Annotated in this window: 12 protein-coding genes and 4 tRNA genes; 8 read left to right on the forward strand and 8 right to left on the reverse strand. The window is 69.4% G+C overall.

The annotated features are described in order from the left end of the window. The first annotated feature begins 64 nt into the window (after positions 1-64). Positions 65-2,299: a sigma-70 family RNA polymerase sigma factor gene (locus KEG57_RS39570; protein ID WP_272425834.1), complete on the forward strand. Its 2,235-nt coding sequence runs from the start codon at positions 65-67 to the stop codon at positions 2,297-2,299. Between the two features lie 7 nt (positions 2,300-2,306). On the opposite strand, the gene KEG57_RS39575 is transcribed toward KEG57_RS39570, so the two are convergent. From KEG57_RS39575 to KEG57_RS39600, 6 genes are all read right to left on the reverse strand, one after another. After that, positions 2,307-2,990, reverse strand: a complete 684-nt coding sequence (locus tag KEG57_RS39575) for a hypothetical protein (protein ID WP_272425824.1) — start codon at positions 2,988-2,990, stop codon at positions 2,307-2,309. Next, positions 2,987-4,480: a BamA/TamA family outer membrane protein gene (locus tag KEG57_RS39580; protein ID WP_272425825.1), complete on the reverse strand. Its 1,494-nt coding sequence runs from the start codon at positions 4,478-4,480 to the stop codon at positions 2,987-2,989. Before KEG57_RS39580 ends, KEG57_RS39575 begins: the two co-directional genes overlap by 4 nt. 40 nt (positions 4,481-4,520) lie before the next feature. Next, a complete protein-coding gene (locus tag KEG57_RS39585; protein ID WP_272425826.1) occupies positions 4,521-6,458 on the reverse strand; it encodes a hypothetical protein in 1,938 nt (645 codons plus the stop codon). A 45-nt stretch (positions 6,459-6,503) separates the two neighbouring features. After that, complete coding sequence (locus KEG57_RS39590; protein ID WP_272425827.1) at positions 6,504-7,400, reverse strand: hypothetical protein; 897 nt, start codon at positions 7,398-7,400, stop codon at positions 6,504-6,506. A gap of 65 nt (positions 7,401-7,465) precedes the next feature. After that, positions 7,466-8,128, reverse strand: coding sequence for a bifunctional phosphoribosyl-AMP cyclohydrolase/phosphoribosyl-ATP diphosphatase HisIE (gene hisIE / locus KEG57_RS39595; RefSeq protein WP_272425828.1), 663 nt, complete (start codon positions 8,126-8,128; stop codon positions 7,466-7,468). Positions 8,129-8,131: 3 nt separating this feature from the next. Next, positions 8,132-9,643 (reverse strand): prolipoprotein diacylglyceryl transferase, encoded by a 1,512-nt coding sequence (locus KEG57_RS39600; protein ID WP_272425829.1) that lies wholly within the window; start codon positions 9,641-9,643, stop codon positions 8,132-8,134. A gap of 96 nt (positions 9,644-9,739) precedes the next feature. Between KEG57_RS39600 and KEG57_RS39605 the strand changes: the two genes are divergently transcribed. Both KEG57_RS39605 and KEG57_RS39610 read left to right on the forward strand, forming a co-directional pair. Next, positions 9,740-10,501: a hypothetical protein gene (locus KEG57_RS39605; RefSeq protein WP_272425830.1), complete on the forward strand. Its 762-nt coding sequence runs from the start codon at positions 9,740-9,742 to the stop codon at positions 10,499-10,501. 4 nt (positions 10,502-10,505) lie between these two features. After that, complete coding sequence (locus KEG57_RS39610) at positions 10,506-12,263, forward strand: MXAN_5187 C-terminal domain-containing protein (protein WP_272425831.1); 1,758 nt, start codon at positions 10,506-10,508, stop codon at positions 12,261-12,263. A 107-nt stretch (positions 12,264-12,370) separates the two neighbouring features. Here the strand turns inward: KEG57_RS39610 and KEG57_RS39615 are convergent, their stop codons facing one another. Beyond that, on the reverse strand, positions 12,371-12,637 hold the full coding sequence (locus tag KEG57_RS39615; RefSeq protein WP_272425832.1) for a hypothetical protein: 267 nt from the start codon (positions 12,635-12,637) through the stop codon (positions 12,371-12,373). 282 nt (positions 12,638-12,919) lie between these two features. Next, positions 12,920-14,815, reverse strand: coding sequence for a serine/threonine-protein kinase (locus KEG57_RS39620; RefSeq protein ID WP_272425833.1), 1,896 nt, complete (start codon positions 14,813-14,815; stop codon positions 12,920-12,922). Between the two features lie 283 nt (positions 14,816-15,098). Here KEG57_RS39620 and KEG57_RS39625 point away from each other — a divergent pair. The 5 genes from KEG57_RS39625 to KEG57_RS39645 form a co-directional block, all read left to right on the forward strand. Beyond that, positions 15,099-15,174 (forward strand) — tRNA-Thr (locus KEG57_RS39625). Positions 15,175-15,295: 121 nt separating this feature from the next. Beyond that, positions 15,296-15,378: transfer RNA gene (locus KEG57_RS39630), tRNA-Tyr, on the forward strand. An 88-nt stretch (positions 15,379-15,466) separates the two neighbouring features. After that, positions 15,467-15,539, forward strand: a tRNA-Gly gene (locus KEG57_RS39635). Between the two features lie 18 nt (positions 15,540-15,557). Continuing rightward, positions 15,558-15,633: transfer RNA gene (locus KEG57_RS39640), tRNA-Thr, on the forward strand. Positions 15,634-15,697: 64 nt separating this feature from the next. Further along, a partial coding sequence (locus tag KEG57_RS39645) for a GTP-binding protein (RefSeq protein ID WP_272459473.1) occupies positions 15,698-15,923 on the forward strand: 226 nt, incomplete at its 3' end.

Consider the following 15,923-nt stretch of genomic DNA (forward strand, 5'->3'; position numbering starts at 1 on the left):
TAGTGTTATGCGCGGCAACGATCGTTGCGTTGGCGCGGCGAGAGCAGGGAGGTCGGTCGTGGAAATGAGCGTGACGATGCCGGCGGCGGCGATGGCAGAGACGCCCGAACGGATCCCGGGCGCCGCGTTCCGAGCTGCGGCAACCCTTCACCTTCAAAGAAATCCGCACCTCTCGCGCGAGTCACTGGCGCGGGAGCTGCGCGAGCGGCTTGCGCGGCGCGGCATCGGCTATCACCTGCGCACGCTGAAGCGGCAGCTCTCGGGCGCGGTCGCGACGGTGCCGCCCGAGGTCGAACACGCGCTGCGCGACGTGATCGCCGACGCGGGAGGCGCGGACGCGATCGCGGCGATCGAGCAGGCGCTCGTCGAAGCGGGCCTTTCGGGCGAGTCCGCGGCCACGACGCCCACGTACATCGCCTGCGAGCGCATGCTGCCGCTCGCACAGCTCTGGCTTTACCTGCACCCCGAGCGATCGAAGCGCGCGCTGGCTTTCCGCCTGCGCGAGGAGCTCGAGCGGGTCGGCATCCGCCTCAACGTCGACTCGCTCCAGAGCATCCTCGCCGGCAAGCAGCGGCTCGTGCGGCGCGAGATCCAGGACGCGCTCTTCGCGCTCCTCCGCCACGCCGGCGTGACCTCGGCGGCCGACGCCGAGGCGCGCATCGAGGCGATGTCCCGCGAGATCCGCGGCGCGCAGGAGGGCCGGGCCTTCGAGAGCGCGCGGACGATCCACGAGCTCGCGAAGGCCTGGAAGATCGAGCACAAGGAGCCTTCGTCACGCAGGCTCGCGATCCTGCTCAAGCAGCGGCTCGCCGAGCGAGGCATCGCGATCGGGCTGCCGCACGTGCAGAAGCTCGTCGACGGGCGCGCGCGCCGCGTGCGACACGCGATGGCGAAGGCGATCGAGTCGATCCTGCGCGGAGACGCCTCAAGCGCCGCGATCGAAGCGCCCGTCGTGAAGGACGGACAGCCCTCCGGCGCCGAGCTCGATCTCGCCTGGGTGAAGGCCGCGCCTATCGCCGAGCTCGCCCGCAAGCACGTGGCCGACAACCCCGGCATGACGATGCGCAAGCTCGCGATCCAGCTCTCGCGAGAGGTCGAGGCGCTCGGCTACGCGACGAGCCCGAACACGATCCAGCCGATCCTTGGTGGTCACAAGAAAAAGACGCGAGGCTTCATCTACCGCGCCCTGCTCCACCTCGACGGCGCCGCGCCCACGCGCGTGCCCACGGAACACGTCTTCGGCGCGCCGCGCGATCGCTCGACCGAGCCTCCACCCTCCGTGGATCCACCTGCCGATGCCGAGACGAGCCCGCGGAGCCGCCTCGCCCCAAAAGCGTCGAGCCCTGAAGCGGCGCCGCGCAAGCCGCGCCCGGAGAGCCTCGGCGCGAGCCTTTCGCAGTCGCCGTTCGGGGCCTACCGCGCGGCGATCCAGCGCTACCAGGCGCTCGATCGCGCGACCGAGCTCGAGCTCGCCTGGCGTTACCGGCGCGAGGGGGATCACGCGGCCGCGAACGCCCTCGTCGAGAGCCACCTGCAATTCGTGGTGAAGGTGGCCTCGCAGTACCGAGGCTACGGCATGCAGCTCGCCGACCTCGTGGAGGAGGGGAACCTGGGCCTGCTCGAAGCGGTTCGCCGCTTCGAGCCGTCACGCAACCTCCGCTTCAAGACGTACGCGATCTACTGGATCCGCGCGTATATCGTGGACCACCTGCTCCGCGAGTGGAGCATCGTCGGCGGCGGGACGGGGCCCCTCGTGTCGCGTACGTTCTTCCGGCTTCGGCGCGAGCGGGCGAAGCTCGAGATGCAGCTCGGCGAGGGCGACGCCTCGATCGACACGCTGCTTGCGACCCGGTTCCAGACGACCGAGGACGCGATCCGCTCGATGTCGCTGCGGGTCGCGTCGCGCGACACGTCCCTCGACGTGCGGGCGTACCACGAAGACGGGCCAACGCTGCTCGAGACGCTGCGTGATCCGTCGTCGGATCCGGAGCACCTCACAGCGAGCGCGGAGCGCGACGCATTCGTTCGCGGCGTGGTGGGCCGCGTGTGGAAGGCGCTCGATCCGCGCGAGCGGCTCATCGTGGAGGAGCGGCTGCTCTCCAGGGATGACGAGGTGAGCCTCGCGGATCTCGGCCGCCGCCTCGGCGTCTCGCGCGAGCGCGTGCGACAGCTCGAAGCGCGCACGAAGTCGAAGCTCCGCAGCGCGTTCGAGGCCGTGGTGCGTGAAGGCGGCGAGGTCGCCGAGGTCCCGCCTCCTACCATGCAACCCGAGCCCGAGATCGAAGCGCTCTGCGCCTGAGCGCCCTTCAAGGCTTCTTCTCGGGCGGCGGCGGGTTCGGCGGGGCAAACACCTGCGTCCGGAACGCGAGCTTCCGATCCGCATCCCCGATCCGCGCGACGAACAGACCCACGAACGATCCGAAGAGCGAGTCGCCCGGTCCGATCGCGGCCGAGCCGCTCGGACGCGTCACCCAGCGCTTGATGCGATCCTGCGTCTCCTGGCTGATCGGGTTCACCTCGACGAGCGCGGCGACGAAGTACCGCACGTTGTCGTCGAGCTGCGATCGCTCGATCAAGCGGAGTTTTCGGGCCTCGGCGCACTGGCGCAGCACGCCCTCGATGTTGACGGCGACCGTGTCGACGAGCCCGCCCGGCTGCGTGATCTGGAGCCGGAACACCTCGTCCCAGAGATCGTAGACGACGCGGCACGTCTTCGCCGTGAGCGCGACGGGCTCGGTGCCGCCTTCGCGGAACACCCACGCGCGGAGCACGATCACCGTGGGCAAACCGCTCGAGAGCTTCTTCTCGATCTCGGCGTCGACCACGTCGCGAAACGGCACGCTGATCACGGCCTGCTTGCCGTCCAGCGCGACGGCTGCGTTCCTCGTCGGCAGCGCCGCCGGGGTTTTCGGCGGCTCCGCGCGCGCGGTCATTGCCGGGGCGGACAGGGCGGCGAGGGCCAGCGCGAAGAGCGCCGCCCGCGGGGTCATTTGCGTTCACCGTTGCGCGCGGCGACGAGCCCGAACATGTTCGAGAACGCGAGCGTCACGCCGCCGAGCTTCGTGTCGAGGCGCAAGCCGATGTTGCCGGTGACGTCGACCGGAAGACGCGACCAACCCCCGTATCCCGTCGGCGGATCCGTGAACTCGCGGCGCGTCGCCACCGAGTAGAAGCCCGCCGACGCGAAGAGATCCACGCCGTAAACCGACTCGCGCCCCGTGTAGAGCGGGATGCGGTACTCGCCCTCGATCTTCGCGGCGAAATCGCCGTATCGAACCTCGATGATGTCGGTGCCGAGCAGGTTCGGTGGCTGCCTCCGATCCGGCGCGAGCGCGAGCAGACGATCGGGCAAGAGGTCGGTGAAATCTCCGACGTAGAACTGCTCGAAGAAGGGCGCGTCGCCCGCGATCGCGCCTGCGTACGCATCGAACCGCACGACGTGCCGCCAGGGCAGGCGCCACCAGCGCCTGAGCGTCGCCTCGAACTTCTGGAAGCTGTAATCGCTGCCCGGGATCCCGATCGTCACGGACGCCTGCGCGAGCGTGCCGCGCGCGGTCAGGAACGGCGCATCGCGCGTGTCGTACGTGAGCGCGCCGCGCACGGTCGAGAGCACGCTGCGGCCCGGCCGGATCGAGAAATCGATCGGCTCGCGCGAGAGCCCGCGCATGTGCGAGGCCGCGACGGGCACGGTCGCGTCGATCTGTTCGAGGTGGTAGTCGAGCGCGAAGGACGACGAGACGCCGAGATCGTGGCCTGTTCCAATCGTGGCGCCGAAGCGGCGATAGGCGACGACCGCGTAGTCCGTCACCTCGCGCTGCGCGATGAGCGGCGCCTCGAAGAGGACGTCGCGGTTGCCGAAGAAGTCGCGCGCGTCGTTGTAGAGCACGGTCAGCGCGGCCGACCAGCCCGTCCCGACGAACGAGGGATCGACGAAGCTCGTGCGCAGCGCGTACTGATCCGCGGCGAGCGCGATGCCCGCGCCGAGCGTGATGCCCGTGCCCGCGAGGTTCGTCTCGGCCACCTGCACGCCGAGGAAGGCCGAGAGCGGACGAGCGTTCCCGGCCGTGTCTTCGTCCGCGGCGACGCCGGCCCAGAGGTTCTGCACGACGAGCGTGTTGCGCTCGACGACCTCGATGATGAGCACGGCCGCGCCGCGCCGCGAACCCTTACGCAGGCTGAGATCCACCTGCGCGAAAAATCCCGTTCCGAGGAGCCGGTAGCGCGTGAGCTCGAGCTCCGGGTCGTCGACGTCGAGCAGATCCCCCGCGCGAAACTTCACGTAACGGAGCACCACGCGCCCCGCGGTGCGGACGTTGCCGCGCAGCTCGATTCCTTCGAGCGTGTAGCGAATGCGGGCCCGCTGCGGTGCCTCCGGCGGCGCGGTCGTGCTCGCCGACGGCGGATCGGCGGCCGAAGCGACGGCCGGCATCGCCAGGGCGGCGAGGGCGGAGAGCCAGACGAGCGAGCGCGCGCCGATCACGTGTTTCGTCCGCTGCCCCGCGACATCGCTCGGCGTGCGCTCACTTCACCTTGGGGATGTATTGCGGGAGGACGAAGTACACGAGCTTGATCCCGTTCTTGCCGCCGAGGACCTGCCCGTCGGGTGTACGCACGCGGATCAAGGCGCGCATCACGAGCAGCGTCGCGGGCTTGATCGTGTTGTTTACGGCGTGCACGCGGAAGGTCACGGGCGCGTCGCCCTGCAGGCCGTAGAACGTGGTCTCCGTGCGGCTCGCGTAGGGCAGGGGAGTTGCCGGGCTCTCGAGCGTCTCGATCTTCGTGATGAGCGTGCTCGCGTCGAACGGCATCATCCCCTGATCGACCGGCGGGTTCTGGTACGCGAGGTCCGGCACGCCGTCGCCCGTGCAGTCGATGCCGCCGTCGCACGCGTAGTTCTCGTGCGCGGTGGTCACGTCGTGCAGGCCCGATCCCGCGAGCAGGCCGAGCAATCGCACGACCTCCTTCGACACCGAACCGCTGCCGACGTCCGTCTTCGGGACGAGCGGGTAGTCTTTCCCGCCAAACGCTGGGTCGTGGTAGAGGCTGCCCGTCTGCGTGGCGAGATCCGTGAGATCCGCGCGCGCCGCGCCCGGGCTGCCCGTCGCAACGGGCACGCCGACGACCTTCGCGTTGATGTTGTTCAGCGCCGTCACTGCGTCGGCATACGTCTTCACCGACCCGCCGACCTTGGCCCCGTCGTACTGGTGCGTGACGTTCGGCCCGTTGTGGAACGCGGCGTCCGTGATGAGCACGAAGATCGGCAGCGACTCGGGCCGGAAGCACGGCGCGCCGATGCTGCCGGCGAGCGGACAGGCGTGCTGCGGATAGTTCCAGATCCCGCCGATCGTGAGCGCGTAGTTGTTCGGGTTCGTCGCGGCGAGCCAGAGCGCCTGCGACGTCCCCTCGGGCGCGTCGCCGCCGCCTCCCGCCGTGAGCGTGCCGAGGATCTGCTTCGTCGCGACGGGCGCCGTGTACTTCTGCCCATCGAACACCGGCGGCGCGAGATCCCCGGAGATCGTTTGAGCACCAACCTGGAAGCGATACCGATAGAGTGCGTCTCCATCCTGCCCGTACGGCAGCCAGGGCACGTCGCGCACTTCGCCCACGCCGATCCACGCGTCGCCGATCGCCGGGATGGGCGGGCTCGCCGCGGGATCGCCGTTCAGGATCGTCGGGATGATCTCCGTGTCGATCGACGCCTTCAGGTTGTCGATCGCGGGCTGCATCGACGCGGTCGTGTCGATCAGGAAGTAGATGTCCGCCTTCGCGACACCGGTGGAAAACGTAAAATCTTTCGTTTGCTCGCCGCCCTGGTACGGCAGGACGAAGTAGAGCCCTGCGTCCGCGGGCACCGAGCCCTTGTCGGTCGGGTTCGAGCCGGCCGCGAGCTCGACGAGATCGATGACGCCGTCCTCGTCGCAGTCGACACGCACGCGGCAGCCCTTCGCGCCGTTCGCGTCGTACGTCGTCTCCTGCGTGTCCGACACGCCGTCGTTGTCGCTGTCGAGATCCCGCACGTCGGGATCTCCGTCGCCGTCCGAATCCGCGAGCAAATCGCAGGCATCGTCGCGCGTTTGTCCCGGTTCATCGTTCAACAGAAACGGGTTCGCGGCTTCGTCCGCGTCGAGTACGCCGTCGCCGTCGCTGTCGTTGTCGAGCGCGTCGGGTGTGCCGTCGCCGTCCGTGTCCTTGTCCGGGCCGAGCTCGAGGAAGTCGGCGATGAGGTCCTTGTCCTTGTCCGTCGGGTCGCCGCAGGTCCCGCCGGAGTCGATGAAGAGCGAGCCTCCGTCGCCGCCTGCGCCCGCAGCGCCGGAGGACGACATGCCGCCGCCGCTTCCGCTCACGTTCCATCCGCCGGGCTTGATCCCGGAGTCGGGCGAGCAGGCCAGCGGAAGGACCGCGGCAGCTGTGAGGAACGAGAGCCCGAGGCCGAACGAGCGCAAGCGGTTCTGCTTCATCGTGCACCTTTGCCGGCAGAAGGAAGGCGACGCGAAAACGCCGGCTCAGGGTAACACGTCGGCCCGCCGTTCCCTCCGTCGCCTCGCTCGGGGGTGCATCTCTTCGCTCTGGGCCTCTTCTTCGGCCGCGTGCTCGTCCGCAGCGGCGTGCGGATCACGCGCGAATCGTTGCCTGAGCCGCCTCCGGAGCGGCTCCCGGCCACGCGCGCCGGCCGATTCCTCCGCCGGCGGGAGCGGCGCCGCGTCGAGCCGCACGAGATCCGCCTCGGCCACGGCGGGCTCGTCGAGGTGCTCCGCCGCCCGCACGAGCAGCCGCCGCACCTCGGCGCGCACGGCCGCGTCACGCGTCCATCCGGGACGCGCTTGCGCCACGATCGCCCGCGCCAGCAAGAGCTCGGCGCGACCGCGTACATCGTCCGGAATCCACGTCGCGAGCGCGGGATCCGCGGCCGCCGAGAGCGCGCGCCGCAGCGCATTGATCCGCCTCGTGCCGAAGCGCGCCGCGTCCTCAGCCGCGCACGTCGCGAGCCGCGAGAGCCTTTGCGCCACGATCCGCGCCGCGTGCCCCACGGGCTCCGCGTCGCACGTGGGCAGAGGCCTCGCGTAATCGAACGCGAGCAGCACGGCCGCGAGGCACGCGCCGGCTACGACGACCGTGACCATCACCATCGCGACCTCGGCGTGGGATCGAGGCACCCACCCCGTCGTCAGGGCGACGAACGCCGCGCTCGCGGCGAGCACGAGCCCCGTGCAGCCGAGCGCGCCTTGGGTGTGCGCGATGCGCCGCGTCGGCCCTTGCCGCACGAGGCGCCCCCCGCTCGGCAGACGCTTCATCGCGCGTGACGCGGCCTGATGCAGCCCGACCGACAGCGGACCGAGCTCCAGCTTCGGAGGTTCGCGGAAGGGGGATTGCGGCGCCCCCGCGCGCCGAACGCCGGTCATCGTCGACCGACACTACCAGAGCATCGGCCTCTTCCGGAACGCGCCCGATCCGCTCGGCGCGTGTGTCAGCGAGGCCCGCCTCGTTTCGCTTTTTCCTCGTGCCCGCTCGTTCCTGCGCGCGCGGCGAGCACACGCACCACCTCGCGCAGGGGCACGCCGCGCGACGCGAGCCCCACGAGCACGTGGTACACGAGATCCGCGGCCTCGCTGGCGACGCGCGAATCGTCTTCGCCTTCGATCGCACGGACGAGCTCGTCCGCTTCCTCGCGGATCTTCGCGCCGATCTTCGCCGGACCTCCGTCGAGCAGCGACCGCGTGTAACTCTTCTCCGCGCTCGACGTGCGCCGCACCTCGATCTCGCGCTCGAGCACCTCGAGGAACGCGGCCGCATCCACGCCGGAGTCCGCGGCGATCCCGGTCTCGTCCACGCGACGGAAGAAACACGCGGGTTTGCCCGTGTGGCACGTCGGCCCGACCGGATCGACGAGCAACAGCAACGCATCGGCGTCGCAATCCGCGACGATCGCTGCGACGGCGAGCGTGTTTCCGCTCGTCTCGCCCTTCTCCCAGAGCGCGCCTCGGGATCGGCTGAAGAACGTTGCTCGCCCCGTCTCGATCGTTCGTTCCAGCGACGCGCGGTTCATGTACGCGAGCATGCGCACCTGACCCGTCAGCCTGTCCTGCACGATCGCGGGCAAGAGCCCCGCCTCGCCCCAGGCGAGCTCCACGCGTCAGCTCTCCTCGGACGGAGGCGGCTCGCTCGTCCGCTTTTCCTCTACTGGCTTCTTGGTCTTCTTCGCTGCGACGGCCTTCTGCGCCTTCTTCGCGGGCTTCTTCTTCACCTCGCGCGGCGCTTCGTCCTCGTCCTCGTCCGCCTCCGCCGCTGCATCCTTCTTCGCCGCGGCGGGCTCGCTGTCCTCGTCCTCGTCCTCGTCGGCGACGTTGCTCTCGGCCTTCTTCTCCTCCGCTTCGTCGTCGACCAGGGTCGGCAGCGGGATCGCCATCGCCGCTTCGGGATGAGCGAGCGCGGCGTGGTGATACACGGAGAACGCGAACGCCGCCGCGACGCCCGTGCTGAGCGCCACCGCTTGCGACGTCGAGAGCTGGATCGTCGCCGAGGTCCCGAACGACTCGGGCCGGAGCGCGAGGAACAGCACCACGGCCGGGACGAACGCGAGGATTTGCGACAGGCGCCGCATCGTGGGGTTCTCGACCATCTTCGAGATGCCGACCACGTAACCGACCCCGAAGAGCACGAGCGCGAGCGGCAGGAGAATGTGCTCGGGCAGCGACGGCGGGATCCAGCCGCGCTCGTCGTCCGCGCGCAGCATCTCCAGCAGGAAGCGGCCGACGCCGTAGGCGAACGTGAAGATCAAAAAGATTTGACCACGAAACTTCTGGTACCGCCGCGAGACGAGCAGGATCACGAGCAGCGTCACGCCCACGAGCGATTCGTAGATCTGCGTCGGGTGCACCGGGAGCGACGCCGTCGCGTCGTCCTCGATGAGGTGCTTCTTCACGTGCTGGATCCACGCCGGCGAGCCGCCCGGCGCGCCGCTCGGCGTCTCGATCAGCGAGGGATCCCAACGCGGGAACGTGCCGAGCTTCTGCAGCCACGCGGGCGCCGTCTTCTCGAGCGGCTGGCCGAAATCACAGCCGAAGAGGTAGCAGCCGACGCGCGTGATCATCAGGCCCGAGGCCAGGCTCGGCACCGCCACGTCCGCCCACGGAAGGAGCGGGATCCCGTGCCGCCGCAGGAACACCAGCGAGCCGACGAACCCGCCGAGGAAGCCGCCGTACGCCACGAGCCCGCCCTTGCGCACGTCGAGCATCGCGCCGAACGACTCGAACTCGTTCAGGTTCGTAACGATGTACAGGATGCGCGAGCCCACCACCGCGGCCACGGCCGTGACCACGTAGTTGTTCGCCATCAGCTCCTTCGGCAGGCCATCACGCTCCGCGAGCCCGAGCGTCAGATACCAGCCCACGACGAGCGACAGGCCGAGCATCACGCCGTAGCTGTAGATGGGCAGCGGGCCGACGGGCACCGTGCTCGCGCGGAACACGAACGCCGCGGCGCCGAGGGCCGCTGTGGCGACGGCGGCGCCGATCGCAAACGACCTGTTCTTCGTCACGAACTGGTAGATCGCGACGATCGCCGCGATCCCTGCGAGCGCGCAGAGGACCCAGAGCAGCGGCAGCGTCGTGCGCGGGAGCGGCACGCGGAACAGGATCGGATGCATGGCCGCCCTTCCTTACGCTTGCCCCAAGGGCCGGGCAAGCGTCGCCGCTGATCGCGGCCCTTTTGGTCGAGGGGCACCTGCTGCTACGATGCGGGCGTGCTCAGACGAGCGACCACGATCGGCGCGTGCGCCCTCCTCTCGCTCACGCTCGTTTCGTGTGTGCCCGAGGGACCGCCCACGGCAGACGCCGGCCCCGCGCAGCCCGCCCGCCCGGCGGCCCCGCGCCCACAAACCACGGCCCCGACCGCCCCCCTGGTCCCGCCCGGCCCCCCGATCCTCGCGCCCTTCGAGGACACCTTCGACCGCGCCGTTCTCGGCGAGGACTGGAACGCGCTCTCGCCCGGCTGGCGCATCGAAAACGGCCGCCTCTGCGGCAAGAACGCGCGAAACCGCGGCGTCTGGCTGCGCCGCCGGCTCCCCGTGAACGCGCGCATCGAGTTCGACGCTTATGCCGAGAACGCGATCGGCGACCTCAAGGTCGAGCTCTGGGGCGACGGGCAGAGCGGCGCCACGAGCACGTCCTACACGAACGCCACGAGCTACATCGCGATCTTCGGCGGCTGGCGCAACTCCAAGCACGTCCTCGCGCGCCTCGACGAGCACGGCGACGATCGGCTGGAGATCGACGTCGATCCGAAGAGCGACGACGAGCGCGAGCGCCCCGTCTCCGTGGGTCAGGCCTATCGATTCCGCATCGAGCGCGCGGACGGAAAGACGATCGTTTGGTCCATCAACGGGGTCGAGTACTTCACGCTCACCGACCCCGATCCACTCGCGGGTCCTGGGCACGAGCACTTCGGCTTCAACGATTGGGAAGTCCCGGTTTGCTTCGACAACCTGAAGGTCACGCCGCTCTGACCGCATGGAACACGCCGAGGTCGAACGCGCCCTGGAGGATCTCGACAGCCGAATCGAACGGCTGCGGGCGCTCTACGAGCAGTACTTCCTCGGCATCGAAAGGCTCGAGCCGCTGGTGCCGCGCAAGGAGCTCGAGCGGCGCATCATGCTCCTGCGCCGCGAGCAGATCCGGAACACGGCGCTGCGCTTCAAGTTTCAGACGCTGATCCAGCGCTACAACACGTTCCAGCAGTACTGGGGCCGGGTCGCGCGCGAGATCGAGAACGGCACCTACCAGCGCGACGTGCTCCGCGCGGCCGCGCGTTTCGGCGCGAAGGACGCGCTGACGATCGTCGGCAAGAAGCAAAAAGAGAAGTACGCGAAGCTCGCCGCCGCGCAGGAAGAGCGCCGCGCCCGCATCCGCAAACAAGCGCTGACGATCGACGAAGAGACGCTCGCCGACGAGGATCTCCTCGCCGACGACGTCGAGGATTTCGCCGACGAGGAGCTCGCCGACGACGCGCTCGAATTCACGACCGCAGAGCCGCCGCCGGCCAAGGCCGCGCCCCCGCCGCCGCCGCCCCCGAAGCCCGCGGCCCCGCCGCCGCCGCCCGCGGCCACGAAGCCGGCTGCGCCGCCTCCGCCGGCGCCTTCGAATCCAGGACGGATCTCCGCGCTGCCTCCGCCGCCGCCGGCGATCGGAAAACCGCCAGCGCCTCCGCCGCCGCCCGCGGGCAAACCCACGGCGCCGCCTCCGCCGCCTGCGGCCACGAAACCGGCCGCACCTCCGCCTCCGCCTCCCGCGGGCAAACCCGCCGCGCCGCCTCCGCCTCCCGCGGGCAAACCCGCTGCGCCGCCGCCTCCGCTCGCCGCGAAGGCCCCGCCGCCGCCGCCGCGCCCGCCGCTCCCTTCGACGCCGATCGATCGTTCGTCCGCGCTTCCGCCCGAGCCTGCGCCTGCAGCAAAATCGGCCGAGCCCGCGCCGCCGCCTGCCAAGCCGGAGCCCGCCAAGAAGCCGGAACCCGTGCCGCTGATGATGATGATGCGCCGGCCGGTCGAGGCCTCGGTTGCGAAGCCCGCGGACCCAAAACCCGCCGAAACGAAGCCCGCCGAGGTTTTTCCGCGGGAGGAAGCGCCGGCTGCGCAACGCCCGCAGGCTTCCTCGCCCGACCTCGGCAAGCGCCGCGTCGCCGAGCTCGCAGCCCAGGCGAAACAAGGCAAAACCGGCCCGAGCGGCCCGGCCTCGGCGCGCCCGCTGGACCTCGACCTCGACCTCGACGCGAAGCAAGCGCCGCCCTCGCGACGCAGGCCTTCGAGCACACGCACGCGGGCCGTCCACGTCCCGAACGTGTCCGACGAACCCGCGCCGAGCGTGCCTGCGCCGCCCTCGCGACGAAAGAGCAGCCGAAACATGCGCGCGGTCGTCACACCGACGCCGCCGCCCGATCCTCCGACCGAGGCGCCGTCGCCTCCGGACACGGACGCTGCGGCCTCCCCCGAGCCGCGCCCGCAGCCCGAGCCACGCCTGCAACCCGCGCGACCTCGCCCGTCACAAGGTTCGTCCGAGGACCTTTCCGACGCGCGAATCCGCCAGATTTACGCGCAGTACGTCGAGGCCAAGCGCGCCGCGAAGGAGTCGACCGCGGGCGTCACGTACGAGGCGCTCGCCAAGCAGCTCCGCCAGCAGGCCGAGAAGCTCAAGGCCTCTCACCCGCAAAAATCGGTCGATTACAACGTGGTGATGAAGGACGGCAAACCCACGCTCAAGCCGATCCTTCGCTAGGAGCTCAAAGCATCGGCCCGAGGCGCGGCTTCGGTCGCGTCCTTCGTGGCGGCTGATTTCGTGGGGAAGAAAGAGGGGGAATCGAGGCGGGAACGGCGCCGAGCTTGCTAGCGGTGCACGGCACCTCGCGTCGGCATCGCGGCCCGCCTGGCGACGGGCGGCGCGAACGAGTCATCCTCGCAGTACAGGATCGCGCATGCCGTCCTGTCGGACTCGCGCATCCGGCTGCATAACTCCCCGAGGTCCTCGTCGCTGTCGACGACATCCGCCTGCTGGGGTTGGGACGAGCCGTCCTCGTAATCGATGTTGTCCAGTGCGACCCACCGCCCCCGATACTCGTCGGAGCGGCACATATCGAGCCACGTCATCCGCATGGCTTCGCGGCGTCTACTGCCCATTGCCCGTGAACGACCTTCTCCTCTGCACCTCTGGCATCGGCGCCGACGTGGGCTGCGAAGTGCAGCTCGTGACCTTTGACACGCTGCGCCGTACCGTCGAGCAGAGGCTTCTGCGACCGAGCGTCATCGCTCGCAAGGTCCATCTAGCACCCGCGTCGAACGGGCGTCAAGCGCGTCAAAACGCGGTGACACACGAGCGAATTCCCATCTAGGGCCGTCGCTCGTGCATGTCGAGGGGGCCGCGCAAGACGCGCCGCGCTACTTGCAACGCGGAGGGAGCGCGGCCTTTCCGCTGCTGGCGCCGATCGCCGCAGCCGCGTCGGCGATGGGCTTGCCCGCGCAGCCCTTCGACTTCACCTCGCGCGCGGCCGAGGCGTCGATCGCCGAGAGCGCCTTGCTGCGCTTCGGCCCGGTGCACGAGCGGTACTGGCTGATCGCCATCGTCGTGTTGCCGCCGTACGCATACGTGATCGCCGCGTCGCAGGCCTTGTCGCCCGCGGCGTCGACCTTCGTACCGCCGCCGCCCGAGCCCGAGGCCGTCGTGGCCGCCGACCCGGAGCCCGATCCGGTGTTCGTGCCCGCGGTTTGTCCGGACTGCGTCGAGCCGCCTGCCGACGAGGCCGTCCCCGCGGTGCCCGCGCTGTCGGCCGGCGTGGCCGTCGGATCGGAGGCGACCACGACGGTCGTCGGAGCCGCGGACGGCATGAGGATGACCTCGCCGTCGCCGCCGCTCTTGCCGCCTCGGGTCGCGAAGATCGCGATGACGATCCCGAGCACGACGAGCACGCCGATGCCCGCGATGATCGGCATCGGGCTGCTCTTCTGCTGCTGCCTGCCGCCCATCGGCGGAGGCGGCGGCGCGGGGTAGGCCGGTCCGCCCATCGGCACGGGCGCGTGGCCGTGCTGCGGGGGCATCGGCACGATGGGCATCGGGCCGGGCGTCATCGCGGCCGCGCTCGGCCCCGTGTCGACCATCGTTCGCCCGCCCGGCGCGCTCGGCGCTCCCTGCGTGAAGAGCGGCTCGCCGATCTGCGTCCCGCCGGGACGTGCGGGCATCGGCCCGCTCGGCATGCCTTGCATCTGCCCGCTCGGCATCCCGTATTGCCCGCTCGGCATCCCGTATTGCCCGCTCGGCAGGCCTGGCATCGCCGCGGTGCCAGCGATCTGTTGCTGACCCGTCGCACCACCAACGATCGACGCGCGCCCGGCTCCGATCGAGAGCTCCTCGTAGAACTCGCGCACGGACGACTGGCGCTTGTTCTTGTCCTTCTCGAGCGCGCGCATGATCGCGGCCTTCATCTTCGGCGGCACCTGCGCGCCGAGCTGCGTCACCTCGAAGGGCGAGGGCTGCGCGGTGAGGTGCTGCGTGGCCCAGGCCCACGGCGTGTCTGCCTCGAACGGCAAGCGTCCGGTGAGCATCTCGTAGGCGACGATCGCGAGCGAGTAGACGTCGCTGCGCGAGTCGAGCTCCTGCCCGCGGAACTGCTCGGGGCTCATGTACGGCGGCGTTCCGAGCACCGTGCCTTGCTGCGTGAGCTTCTGCTCCTTCGAGTCGGGCCGCTCGCCGCGTTTGGCGATGCCGAAGTCGAGCACCTTCACGAAGTCGTCACCGTCGATCTTCGTGAGGAAGAGGTTCGCGGGCTTGAGATCGCGATGCACGATCCCCTTGCTGTGCGCCTCCTGGAGCGAGCCTGCGGCCTGCCCGATGATCTTGTCGACGCGCTCGGGCGGCATCGGCCCTCGCTGCACGAGCTCGTCCTCGAGCGGACTTCCTTCGAGCAGCTCCATCGCGATGTAGAGCTCGCCGGTATTCGTTTGCCCGAAGTCCCAGACCTGGATCGTGTTCGGGTGCTTGAGCTCGGCGACGGTGCCGCACTCGCGGTTGAAGCGCGCGAGCACTTGCGGATCCTTCGCGTACTGCGCGAGGAGCGTCTTGACTGCGGCCTTTCGGACCGTCGTGCCCATCTGCTGCTCGGCGGTGTAGACGCGGCCCATGCCGCCTTCGCCGAGCACGCCCGTGATGCGGTAACGACCGCCCACGATCGAGCCGATCAACGGGTCTTCTTCGGAAGGCGCCGACGGCAGCGGCGCTCCGCACTTGGCGCAGAAGCGAGCTCCATCGACATTCGCGTGGTGACAGGCGGGACACTCCATGATGCGGCGCGGAGCATCGCAAGAGGCGCGCGGGTGGTGCAAGAAGTTGCGGAAGGACTCCTCGCGAGGATCGTGCCCGGCCTGTCTTCTCACATGCGGGTTCGCGATCCAGCCTGCCGGGGGAGGGGCCCCTGCCGGGGATGCCGGAGATTCCGGCCTTCGGAGCGCGGCGTCCGGCCCGCTCCAAACACAAAACCTTCCATCCGGCTTGACATGTCAAAAGCAAGGGGCTAAGAGCCTGCTCCCCTTTGACGGGACACGTCTGTCTTCGAGGGAGGAACTCGCTGGCGTAGCTCAACCGGTAGAGCACCTGCCTTGTAAGCAGGGGGTTAGGGGTTCAAGTCCCCTCGTCAGCTCCACCGGACTGTCAGGGGCGGAAGGCTCGGACGAACGAGAGTAAAATCTCAGGAGACGAACCGACCGAAACAGAGTAGAGAGGGGACCCGCGAGCCCTTGGATCTCGCGAGACGTTGACAATCTGGAGGGTTGCCCGAGTGGCCAAAGGGAGCAGACTGTAAATCTGCCGGCAATTGCCTTCGATGGTTCGAATCCATCACCCTCCACCGAGACGCCGATGAGGCGTCTCGACCCGCGGAGCCGGAAAGTCGGTTCGTAGACGAGATCGGGGGGATCACCTCCCGACCTTTATCTGCGGGCGTAGCTCAGTTGGTAGAGCGTCAGCCTTCCAAGCTGAACGTCGCCGGTTCGAACCCGGTCGCCCGCTCCGCCGGACCGGCTCCATGCCCACCTAGCTCAGTTGGTAGAGCACGTCCTTGGTAAGGACGAGGTCGTCGGTTCAATCCCGATGGTGGGCTCCAGCAACCGTAAGGAAAGGACAGCGCGCGCGACCGTTCCGGTCGGCAACCGTCAGGAGACAGAACGATGGCCAAGGAGAAATTCAGTCGAACCAAGCCCCACGTGAACGTCGGCACGATCGGTCACATCGATCACGGTAAGACGACGCTCACGGCGGCCATCGTTAAGGTCCAGTCCAAGCAGAAGCTTGCGAAAGAGATCAAGTACGCCGACATCGCCAAGGGCGGCACCGTTCGCGACGAGACCAAGACGGTGACGATCGCGGCTGCGCACGTGGAGTACGAGTCGCCGA

The organism is Polyangium jinanense (assembly GCF_028435365.1).

Bases quoted from the DNA above. Each gene is read 5' to 3' on its own strand.
- KEG57_RS39610 (WP_272425831.1), top strand. From the start codon at position 10,506: ATGGAACACGCCGAGGTCGAACGCGCCCTGGAGGATCTCGACAGCCGA.
- KEG57_RS39615 (WP_272425832.1), bottom strand. From the start codon at position 12,637: ATGCGGATGACGTGGCTCGATATGTGCCGCTCCGACGAGTATCGGGGG.
- KEG57_RS39620 (WP_272425833.1), bottom strand. From the start codon at position 14,815: ATGGAGTGTCCCGCCTGTCACCACGCGAATGTCGATGGAGCTCGCTTC.
- KEG57_RS39585 (WP_272425826.1), bottom strand. From the start codon at position 6,458: ATGAAGCAGAACCGCTTGCGCTCGTTCGGCCTCGGGCTCTCGTTCCTC.
- KEG57_RS39590 (WP_272425827.1), bottom strand. From the start codon at position 7,400: ATGACCGGCGTTCGGCGCGCGGGGGCGCCGCAATCCCCCTTCCGCGAA.
- KEG57_RS39570 (WP_272425834.1), top strand. From the start codon at position 65: ATGAGCGTGACGATGCCGGCGGCGGCGATGGCAGAGACGCCCGAACGG.
- KEG57_RS39600 (WP_272425829.1), bottom strand. From the start codon at position 9,643: ATGCATCCGATCCTGTTCCGCGTGCCGCTCCCGCGCACGACGCTGCCG.
- KEG57_RS39575 (WP_272425824.1), bottom strand. From the start codon at position 2,990: ATGACCCCGCGGGCGGCGCTCTTCGCGCTGGCCCTCGCCGCCCTGTCC.